The sequence below is a fragment of the Effusibacillus lacus genome (genome assembly GCF_002335525.1).
In the GTDB taxonomy this organism is placed as follows: Bacteria; Bacillota; Bacilli; order Tumebacillales; family Effusibacillaceae; genus Effusibacillus; species Effusibacillus lacus.
Window position 1 is genome coordinate 54,451 of the sequence record NZ_BDUF01000029.1, and the last position, 10,484, is coordinate 64,934.

Here is a 10,484-nt window from a genome sequence, read left to right on the forward strand (position 1 = left end):
GACAAACCTACCGGTCGTTCGATACTATAAAGATGCAAGGCTTGAGTTCTGGTTTCTCTCCACTCCTATCATTTACCCGTTCCATGAAGGAACGGGCCTTTTTTTGTTTTTGGGTCTGTCCCTTTGCATTCGTACATACAGTAAATATAGAGAACTTGTCTGTTGAGTGTCCGGGAGGGAGAAGGGAATGCCAAACCGCAAATGGATTCTGTATGCCATAATGGCACAGGCATTAATTTGCTGTTGGATTCTGTTCAAAGTGTTCTTCCTGCCCTATTTCATCTGGAAGCTGCTTGGCACAACACCGCTTGCTTCCCGCATAAGTGATTTGTCGGTGCTGGTTCTAGGAACATTGGCCACGTTGACCATGGGAGCTGTGGGATATTGGCATGCGGAACGTTATCCGGCGAATCGGTCCAAAGTTCCTACAGCTTTGAAGTCAATGATGGTCATACACCTTCCGCTGTTTTTGTTTGTGGGGTACAAATTTTTATTTAACAGTGCGTGGGACAATTACTGGGCTGTCTACTTGTCAGGATGGCTTTCCATCGTGACACATCCCATGATTTTGGTCGGGTTTTTTGGAAAATGGGTGGATCCAATCGGCACGATTCTGTTATGCGGGAGTTATCTGGCAGGTGTTTGGATGTATTTTGATGAAAATAAGGATTTAAACATGGCAAGGGCAAGAAACAGAGAATAGGAATGTTCCCGGAGAGGGCCGTCGTTGGCGGCCCCTCTGTTTTTTTGATCCGCATGAAATCCCCCCTGAAACGAATACTAATTTTATCCAAATTGGGACAGGAGGCAGCTCGTTGACAACTGGGAGACCGCTTATTGTGCAAAGTGATTTCACCATCTTGCTTGAAGTGAAAGATCCGCTGTTTGAGAGAGTACGGGAACTGATTCTGCCATTCGCGGAACTGGTCAAGAGTCCGGAACATGTGCACACCTATCGAATCAGCCGGGTTTCTCTCTGGAATGCTTCAACATCCGGATACTCGGCAGAACGTATTTTGGAAATTCTGCGCCGTTTCAGCAAATATCCGCTTCCCGTGAATGTTCAAAAGTTTGTTGTTGAAGAGACAGGGAAATACGGACGGCTGGTCCTGGAAAAGGCGAACGGAAATCTGTTGCTGAGAGGGGACAGTGGCCTGCTTGGGGAGATTGCGGAACAAACCTCCTTTAAGCAAATCCGACTGCGCAAAACAAAAAACGGTCTGTTGTTTCGTGAGGAATTCAGGGGTGAGGTGAAGCGGGTTCTTGCCAAATTCGGATACCCCGTAAAAGACTTGGTTGGATATACGCTGGGAGACCCGCTTCCCATACGACTGCGGCAGTCCTTTTCCGAATCGGGAGGCTTGCTGCTCCGTCCTTACCAACAGGACGCAGTCCGTTCGTTTCTGGCGGGCGATACAGCAGACGGTTCCGGGGTGGTCGTCATGCCCTGCGGTTCCGGCAAGACTGTGGTGGGATTGGCTGTCATGGCATCCCTTCAAACCCATACCTTAATCCTGACACCCAACGTCATGGCCGTCCATCAGTGGCAACGTGAAATCGCAGACAAGTGCGAGGTTCCGGCGGGAGCAGTAGGTGAATATACCACCGATTGCAAGGAGGTCAAGCCGATTACGATTACCACCTATCAAATGCTCACTTATTCCAAAAACGGCTCCTATCCGCATTTTAACAAATTAAATCAAGGCCGTTGGGGGCTCATCATCTATGATGAAGTTCATCTGCTGCCAGCCCCCGTTTTCCGTTTGACGGCAGAATTGCAAAGCACAAGACGCCTGGGTTTGACCGCCACCCTGATCCGGGAAGATGGGGCCGAAACGGAAGTGTTCTCGATGATTGGCCCGAAGAAATATGATGTCCCCTGGAAACATCTGGAATATCAAGGATGGATTGCCCGGACAGTTTGTTATGAGGTTGGCGTTCCATTGGAGTCAACGGCCAGAACCCGTTACATCACCGCTTCGGATCGGCAGAAATACCGGGTGGCAGCCGAAAACCCTTTAAAATTGGACGTAATTCGCTCAATACTGAGGAAACATGCGGAGGACCGGGTACTTATCATAGGCCACTATGTGGATCAATTGAAAAAAATCGCCAGGGAACTGCAGGTGCCGTTGATTACAGGACAGGCTTTGATGCCGGCAAGAGAGGCTTTGTTTCAGCAGTTTCGGGAAGGGACAATTCCTGTTCTTGCGGTATCAAGAGTGGCCAATATTGCAGTTGATTTGCCCGACGCCAATGTTGCAATCCAAATCTCGGGAACTTTTGGATCGCGGCAGGAAGAAGCGCAACGGTTGGGAAGATTGTTGCGCCCCAATTCGGACGGACGGCCTTCCAGTTTTTATTCCCTTGTCAGCAAGGACACCTGCGAGCAGGAGAAGGCGCTGCACCGCCAGTTGTTTTTGGCTGAACAAGGATATGAATACATTTGGATCGATGCTAACGAGATGCTGCAGGAAAGGAATGTGTAACGATGCGGTTAAGCGAATGTCTGAATTCGTCAGATATCAATACGCTGAAAAAAATTGCGGAGACCCACCGGCTGGACTGTCACCGGAGTTCCAAGAACTCGTTGATGCAAGCTATCATGTCCCGGTTTAACAACCGTAAATTTGTTTATGAAAAACTGGACAGCGTAGACAGTGAACACTATAGAGAGGCTCTCCTCCAACTGGTGCTGGACAAACGCCAATCTTTTTCGAGGGAAGATCTTGCGGCCATTGCCAAGCGGGTAACCGGTTCAGCCGAGGATCTGGACAAGCGCTTGATCTCCAAATTTTTGCAGGACGGCTGGATGTATCGACTGGGGAGTGGCGGGGGCGGTACTGCCTACTACCTGCCTGAGGATCTTTCCAGAACAATGAAAGAGTATATGGCGGCCAAACTGCAAAGTCGCGTGGAAAGAACCGAATCGGCTCCGATTGTTTACAGAGACGATCAGTTTGCCATTATTCGCGACACGGTGCAATTTATTTCTTTCGTCAAAAACAACGAAGTGAAGACCACCATGGAAGGAGTCATTTACAAACGTCAACTGATGCAATTGCTGGAAAGTATGGAAGTCAAGGAGGAAGCGGTTGGAACCGGGTGGAGGTTCGGATATGGGAGGCGATTCTACAATTATCCCGATCGCTTCGCCCTGATCTACGATTATTGTTATGGAAGGGGAATCGTCGAGGAGCAGGAAGCCGGTTTCCTGTCGCTGACGAACAAAACGGAAACGTGGCTGCTGAAATCTGACAAGGACAAATTGATGGACCTGGTAAAGTTTTGGCGCTTGCTCTACAGAAGGCCCATTCCCAGAATCTCTCTGGTGACAAGCACAATTGCCACTGCTGCAAAGGCGGGGTGGACCTTGAAGGAATCGGTCAATCGATTGGTCGCTTCCTATGTTTCCGGTTATTATTACGATAGCCAGGAACAGGTTATGGAAAAAAGGGTCTACCAGATGATGGTATACCTTGGACTGCTTTGCATCGGCAAACTGGCCGATGGCCGACAGGTCATGAAGCTGTCAGATGTGGGACGGGAGCTTTTATTGGAAGAAAAAATGCAAGATGAACGGGAAGCCGTCCACAAGGATGCCAGCCCGTTGATTGTACATCCAAACTTCGAAGTATTGCTGCCTGCTTCAGAATCCAGGCTTGGCTGGGAATTAAACCAGTTTGCGGACTTGGCGTTGCCCGACCTGATGCGGATTTACCGCCTTACAAAAGGCAGTGTATCGCGGGGATTCCAAAGCGGTTGGACAGCTGACAGAATGGTTGAATTTCTCGAGCGGTATTCCGGCAGCCCGGTACCAGTCAATGTCAAACGAATGATTGCCAGATGGTGCGATGAACAAACGGCAGACAAGTGACTGCCGTTTGTGCTTTTTTCCCTTAGTTTTCCTCTGTTCACCACGTACGTCCATCCTGTAAAATAAAAAAAAAACTCCCCTATACTTTCATTCTTAAATATCGAATTTTCATTTTGGAGTTCTTCGAAATTTTGTATCACAAAAAGAGGAAATCATCAGTATCCTGCCGAATATAATGTTTCAAAGAATATTCCAAAGATTCCACTATGAAAGTTCTGTAAAGATTCTGTTGCTGTCCATCTCTTCAGGTATATCTTGCAAAGGAGGGAACGGCGGTGGGTGAAGTAATCAACGGTGCGGAGAAAAAATACTTCATAAAGTGGTTCCTGGAAAACTATGAACTGCAAAACCGGGAAGCGGAGTGGCTGTTGCAGTACCTTGCCTCAAATGATCATATACTGGAACGTGTTCATTTTATCGATAACTTCAAAAATCTCCCAAAAACAATTTTAATGTCGACCAAATGTGTTCAGATGACGCCGTTCAAATTTTACAAAAACAGACGTGTCACCTCTGACGTTGAGAAAGCGTTTCTGGATATCCACAACAATCCTCAGGAAGATATTTATATAGGGCTTTTCTTTAAAGATCGAAGTGTATCGCCTGAATATGCGGCGGTGCTGGAAACCAACCCGCAGGAAGAAGCCAGAGAAACGGACGCTTTAGTCAGCCTGCAAGCCGAATTGATTCTGGATACTGCGATTCGGAATTACCAGTTGGCCAAACTCTATGAACAGATTGATCTGGCACTGGACTTGGGAGACAAGAAGCGTTTTCACGAGCTGGCCAATCAATTGAAAGACTTGATTGAACTGGGCTGAGCCCGGTTTTTTTTGTTATAATAGGTGTGATTTGCGCCCGGAATGCGCAAGGTGCCAAAATAATTCTGTTTAACGGTGGTAGATACTGTGAAACTGGAAGGATTGTCTTCGGAAAGATACGCGGAATTAAAGCCGTACGTGGATACTTTGATACAGCCCGTCTGTGCCATAGGCCACAAGGGGGAAGGGGTGCCGCCAGCAGGAGACTGCATGCAAGTCAGACAGGCTGCCATAAGTGTGGAAGAACAACTTTCCGGCAGGGTGTTTCTGCTGCCGGAGATGGTGCACACACAGATGGGGAGTATTGACAGAAGCACCCCGGACGAGTTGCTTGTCGAATACTTGTATCGTCTATTGCTTCCATACAAAGAGGAAGGTATGACCAAAGCGGTGCTTCTTTACGGGACAGGCACTCCCAAACAGGCCATGGAACAAGCGGCCAGCCTCTTGACCGAAAAGGGTTTTGGCATGCTGGCAATTCGGATAGTCCCTGGTGAATCCGGGATCGAATCGGTTGTACGGAAAATTATAAGCCTTTGGAACAGCTAAATATAACAATTTTGTGAACAACATCACTTAGCAATGACGGCGCTTTCAAAAATTGGGTATACTTTAACTAATTCTAAGATCAAAAATCGCGTTTTGTGCCTTGAGAAAAGCAGCACAAGTTTGCTTGACACGCTATAGGGCAGGCTGTAAGATGTATACGTACTAATTCTACGTGTCGAATCGGCTCGAAAACGAGGCAGGGATTTTTGTTCAAAGGCAGGGAGGTTAAGCAGAATGAGTGATGAGAGAAAAGACAAAGACGGACTTTCCCGCCGCCAATTTTTGACATACGCATTGGGCGGTACGGGTGCATTTATGGCGGCAGCCATCGGAGCTCCGTTAATACCTCTGACGATCGACCCGTTGACGAAGGCGGGAAAGGCAAACTACGTTGAGGTTGGCAAGGAATCCGATTTTTCCACGGATTTGCCGAGAAAAGTCGAGTTTACGGTCAACAAGAAAGACGGATGGTATGAAGCGGACGTTAAGATGAGCGCTTGGATCATCAAGCAAGAGGATGGCAAGTGGCTTGCGATGTCTTCCATCTGTACCCATCTTGGTTGTCAGGTGAACGGTTCGGTTGATGAATCGGGCAAATCCATTCCACCGAAGGATGGGGAATGGTTCTTCAAATGTCCCTGCCACGATTCAAAGTTTACCAAGTACGGCGTTCCCAACCCAGGTGCTCCTGCGACACGTCCACTTGACGCATTCGACGTGAAAGTCGAAGGCGGAAAGATCCTGTTGGGACCGATTAGAGAAAGAAAAGCATAGGGACAGGAGGGGTCTCATAGATGTTGAAGAAAACGTACGATTGGATAGACGAACGGTTAGGCGTGACCCCGATCTGGCGCGACATCGCCGATCACGAGGTTCCTGCCCACGTCAACCCTGCCAATAAAATGTCTGCATTCATTTATTGTTTTGGCGGTTTGACATTCCTTATTATCACTACGCAAATTATTTCCGGTATGTTCCTGGCCATGTACTATGTTCCGGACATTATCAATGCGTACAAGTCGGTCAAATATATTACCGATGAGGTTTTGCTGGGGAACATCGTTCGCGGTATGCACTTCTGGGGAGCAAGCCTTGTCATTATCATGATGTTCCTGCACATGCTGCGCGTATTCTTTACGGGATCTTACAAAGCACCCCGCGAATTGAACTGGGTTGTCGGGGTTCTTATCTTTGCTGTGGTAATGGGCTTCGGGTTCACCGGATACCTGTTGCCCTGGGACCAAAAAGCATATTGGGCTACCGCTGTGGGTGCCAAGATTGCAGGCTCTGTTCCTTTTATCGGAAAATACATCCAAACCTTGTTGGTAGGGGGACCGGATTTGGGTGCGTTGACTTTGACCAGATTCTTCGCCATTCACGTGTTCTTCCTGCCTGCAGCCCTTCTGGTACTGTTGGGATTGCATTTCTTCATGATCCGGAAGCAAGGGATTGCAGGTCCGCTATAAAATTTGATATTTTTTCGTGGAAATTAAAGGAGGTAGCTGTGAATGGCTGATCAATCGGGTAAAGAACGAATTCCCGGCGTCCCCCGTTACCGTAAGCCGAAAGACATGCCCACAAACGGGACGGAGCCGTTTTTCCCAAATTTTTTGCTGAAAGAATGGATTGTAGGTTCTGTTTTACTGGTTGCGTTCATTCTCTGGATTGTATTCAATCCGGTTGAGCTTGCAGCTGTAGCCGACCCTTCCGACACATCTTTCATTCCGGTTCCGGACTGGTACTTCCTGTTCCTGTACCAGTTGCTGAAATACATTCCCGGGGATTATGTGTGGCTCGGCACTGTAGTCATCCCAGGGATTGCAATGACACTGCTTGCTCTGGCACCCTGGCTGGATCGTCGTAAAGCTCGCCATCCTTTCAAGCGCCCGATTGCAACAGGTGCGATGATTGTCGCCGTTATCTTCATGGCTTGGCTCACTCGGGAAGCGGAAGTTCAGCATGAAGCGGCACTGGCCAAGAATCCGCCGAAGAAGAAAGTGGAGCTTCCGAAGGATACCGCAATTGTGGATCAGGCGGATCCAGCGGCCAAGACATTTGGTACCAGCTGTGCAAGCTGTCACGGTGCCGAGCTGAAAGGTCAACTGGGACCGGCATTGCTTGGTATAGGTAACAAATACACCCCTGAACAGATTGAAGAGATTATCAAGAACGGGAAGCCGCCCGGCATGCCTGGCGGATTGGTGAAAGGCGACGACGCCAAGAAACTGGCCGAGTGGCTCGGGAAACAAAAGCAGAAGTAAGCGCAAAAAACTGGCCGGATGGCCAGTTTTCTTCTTCTGTGTCGTTATTTCAAGCAAACCGTAACAGGGTTGAGAGGGGTACATAAGTGAATTATTGGCAACCAATAAGGCAATTGCTGATGAACAGAAGTTTCTTATGGGTCTTGTTCTGGGTCAATCTTCTGGGCACCATCTACGGTTATTACTGGTACAAGAATCAGATGCAGGATACACCTCCGGTTTTGCTGCCGTTTGTTCCGGATTCGCCTACATCGTCCCTGTTCTTTACCGTATTCGTGCTGCTCCTGCTGTTGGGTAGATCAAACCCTTTCATCGAAATGATGGCTTTGATGACCTCTTTCAAGTATGGGGTCTGGTGCGTGGTTGTCCTAACGATGTATGGCATTGATGACGGTTACATAGATCCGGCGAATATAATGTTGATCTTTTCCCACGCGGGAATGGCCGCAGAGGTCCTGCTGTACAATTTCGCTTACCGGTTTGGGGCCAAGCATGTATGGTTGGGAGCAGCGTGGCTTCTGGTCAATGATTTTTTCGATTACGTGTTTAAAGTGCATCCCTACCTGGAAGACGACCGGTTTCTTTCGGAAGTCGCCGTTTTCACCGTTTCCCTAAGCATATTTACCATCCTGTTGACCTTCTGGCTGCGGCAAAGGAGTGCCTAAGGAATTTTCCTGGCAAGGGGGGAGAATCCTTCTCCCAGCACGTCATGTACATTTGCAACGATCACAAAGGCATGAGGATCGATGTCATGCACAATCTCCTGTACACGCAGAATTTCCTCGCGAGACACAACACAATAAAGCACGTCTTTCTCCTGGCCGGTATATCCGCCGCGGCCTTTTAGCAGGGTGGTACCGCGTTCAAGCTTATCATGGATAGCATTTGCAATATCCTCTGTAAGTTCAGAGATGATCATGGCTGACTTGCTGCTCGATACCCCCTCGATTACCACATCAATCACTTTGGCTGCGATAAACAGTGCGACAAGCGAATACATGGCCACCATGGCGCCTTGCAGAACAGCGACGATGGATATAACAAAGATGTCGATGATGAACAGAGTGCGTCCGACGGAATAGCCCCATTTGGAATTGGCAATACGGGCTATTATGTCGGAACCGCCCGTGGTCGCCCCAAACCGTAATATCAGACCAAGTCCAATTCCATTCACCACCCCGCCGTACAAGGCAGCCAACAATTTGTCGTCGGGAATGGAAGGAACAAGGTTCTCGGGTATAAGCAGCGAAAAGACGGATACCAGGGCAACTCCGGCAAATGTCTTGATTAGAAACTTGCCGCCAAATATCCGGTAACCTACATAAAACAGGGGGATGTTAAGTATCAGGAATGAAACTCCGAATTCTATTTTGAACCAATATAGCAATAGCAGAGATATGCCAAAAAAACCGCCCTCCGCCAATTGATTTTGAATGATGAAATTATTGATGCCAAAGGACAGTATGGCAGCTCCGAAGATGATTCCGGCCCAATGTGTCAGTTCACGCATTTTGGATCCCTTTCCTCTCTGGTTTAGGAAAGTTTTTTTTTGCGGCGGTAGACAAGAAAGATCCCCAGGAAGAGCAGCAGAAGCGGCGGCAGAATCCAAACGCCATATCTGTGCAAATAAACGAACAACAAATTCCAATGTTCGCCAAGTACTCTTCCCAGAGAGATAAAAGTCAATGCCCAAATAAAACCGCCAGTGTAGGCGTACATGCCAAAGGAGATCACTCTCATCCGGCTGGTTCCGGCGGAAAAGGCAGTGAGATGCCGAATTCCCGGCAAGAAATATCCGATCATCAGCACAAAGGGACCGAATTTTTCGTACCAAGTCTGCACTTTTTGCCAGTGAGCTTCTTTTATGCCTATATGTTTGCCGAACCTGCGGATCAGGGGAAATCCGAAATATCGGCCCAATGAATAGGAGATTGTCATTCCCACCACCGAACCCGCAAAAGCAGTAAACAGCGCGGCGGAAAACTTCATGGTTCCCTGTGATACCAGGAATCCCACATATGTCATGATGACTTCATCCGGAATGGGGAGCCCTACAATTCCAAGGACCAGACTCAAAAACAGGGCTATGTAACCGTAGACACTGAGCAATTCCAGGACCGTCTGTTCGATTGTCAAGCCCTCCCCCTGAAGTCAAATAGAAAAGAGCACCGGGTTACCAGTGCAGCCATTTGGTACTAATTTAACATAATTGTCTCAGGCAGGACAACCAAAACGGTTTAAAGCACAGCCGATTTTAAGGGGGGGTTATGGGTGCCTGCGGGGCAATGCGGTCCGCGGCCACAGAAGGAAAATGAGCAGCAGGAAGCTTAAGTAGCCAAACACAGGGTACAGGTATGTCACGATGTTTGAGAAACCCACCTGACTCACGAAAAACGCGGAGGTCAGGATCAGTACGGTTACCAGTGAATTGTTGTCCGGGTGGCGCGGAGAACTTAACTGGCTTCCCAGACCGTAAACGTTAGCGATCAGCGTACTGAATATCTCCCCCCACAAGGCCAACACAAAGAGAACCTGCAAGGGAATGCCATAAGTTGCGGTGATCTGAGCCATTGGAACTTCAAATTCCAGAATGCCCGGCATTCTTTCGGACATTGCGTAATGGGCGCCGAGCAACATGCCCCCAAGCCCGGCGGCTCCGATGATACCCCCGGCCATAAGGGATTTCCGGTCCTTGATCTCGTTTCCAAGCGGAACCAGAACCGAAACTGCAAGTCCAAGGTTGAAAGCTGCATAGGACACGCCAGATGCCAGCCAGGACAGTGATTCGTGCCGGCTGTCCGCGAATTCAGTGTGAGCAGAAGGAGTGATGGCTGTCTTAATGAATATAAAACAGATCAGTGAAAGCATGAGAGGGACAATAATGGAGTTGGCAGCCAGAAGACCCGGGATTCCCCGGTTGATCGTCAGATAGGTCACCCCCATGGTCAGCAGGACTCCCAATTGAAAAGGGACTTT

At 48.6% G+C, this 10,484-nt stretch carries 11 protein-coding genes and 1 pseudogene; 9 read left to right on the forward strand and 3 right to left on the reverse strand.

Annotation, left to right across the window (positions count from 1 at the left end; translation table 11 throughout):
* The first annotated feature begins 187 nt into the window (after window positions 1-187).
* From EFBL_RS07080 to EFBL_RS07120, 9 genes are all read left to right on the forward strand, one after another.
* On the forward strand, window positions 188-703 hold the full coding sequence (locus EFBL_RS07080) for a hypothetical protein (protein WP_096181444.1): 516 nt from the start codon (window positions 188-190) through the stop codon (window positions 701-703).
* Window positions 704-815: 112 nt separating this feature from the next.
* Entirely contained in the window at window positions 816-2,489 is a 1,674-nt protein-coding gene (locus EFBL_RS07085; RefSeq protein WP_096181445.1) for a DNA repair helicase XPB, read from the forward strand.
* 2 nt (window positions 2,490-2,491) lie between these two features.
* The gene (locus tag EFBL_RS07090) at window positions 2,492-3,877 is read left to right on the forward strand and encodes a helicase-associated domain-containing protein (RefSeq protein WP_096181446.1); all 1,386 of its coding nucleotides are present in this window, start codon (window positions 2,492-2,494) and stop codon (window positions 3,875-3,877) included.
* 275 nt (window positions 3,878-4,152) lie between these two features.
* Window positions 4,153-4,698, forward strand: coding sequence for a ReoY family proteolytic degradation factor (locus tag EFBL_RS07095; RefSeq protein ID WP_096181447.1), 546 nt, complete (start codon window positions 4,153-4,155; stop codon window positions 4,696-4,698).
* Window positions 4,699-4,785: 87 nt separating this feature from the next.
* Window positions 4,786-5,247, forward strand: coding sequence for a DUF2487 family protein (locus EFBL_RS07100; protein WP_096181448.1), 462 nt, complete (start codon window positions 4,786-4,788; stop codon window positions 5,245-5,247).
* 234 nt (window positions 5,248-5,481) lie between these two features.
* Window positions 5,482-6,021: a ubiquinol-cytochrome c reductase iron-sulfur subunit gene (locus tag EFBL_RS07105; RefSeq protein ID WP_096181449.1), complete on the forward strand. Its 540-nt coding sequence runs from the start codon at window positions 5,482-5,484 to the stop codon at window positions 6,019-6,021.
* 20 nt (window positions 6,022-6,041) lie between these two features.
* On the forward strand, window positions 6,042-6,713 hold the full coding sequence (gene qcrB / locus EFBL_RS07110; RefSeq protein WP_096181450.1) for a menaquinol-cytochrome c reductase cytochrome b subunit: 672 nt from the start codon (window positions 6,042-6,044) through the stop codon (window positions 6,711-6,713).
* Between the two features lie 42 nt (window positions 6,714-6,755).
* Window positions 6,756-7,508, forward strand: a complete 753-nt coding sequence (locus EFBL_RS07115) for a menaquinol-cytochrome c reductase cytochrome b/c subunit (RefSeq protein ID WP_096181451.1) — start codon at window positions 6,756-6,758, stop codon at window positions 7,506-7,508.
* 86 nt (window positions 7,509-7,594) lie between these two features.
* On the forward strand, window positions 7,595-8,173 hold the full coding sequence (locus EFBL_RS07120; protein ID WP_231705705.1) for a DUF1405 domain-containing protein: 579 nt from the start codon (window positions 7,595-7,597) through the stop codon (window positions 8,171-8,173).
* Here the strand turns inward: EFBL_RS07120 and EFBL_RS07125 are convergent.
* The 3 genes and pseudogenes from EFBL_RS07125 to EFBL_RS07135 all read right to left on the reverse strand — a co-directional run.
* Entirely contained in the window at window positions 8,170-9,018 is an 849-nt protein-coding gene (locus EFBL_RS07125; protein ID WP_096181452.1) for a YitT family protein, read from the reverse strand. The two genes, EFBL_RS07120 and EFBL_RS07125, sit on opposite strands and share 4 nt — an antisense overlap.
* Before the next feature lie 23 nt (window positions 9,019-9,041).
* On the reverse strand, window positions 9,042-9,644 hold the full coding sequence (locus tag EFBL_RS07130; RefSeq protein ID WP_096181453.1) for a DedA family protein: 603 nt from the start codon (window positions 9,642-9,644) through the stop codon (window positions 9,042-9,044).
* Window positions 9,645-9,773: 129 nt separating this feature from the next.
* Window positions 9,774-10,484 (reverse strand): annotated as a pseudogene (locus EFBL_RS07135) (YkvI family membrane protein); the annotation flags it as partial.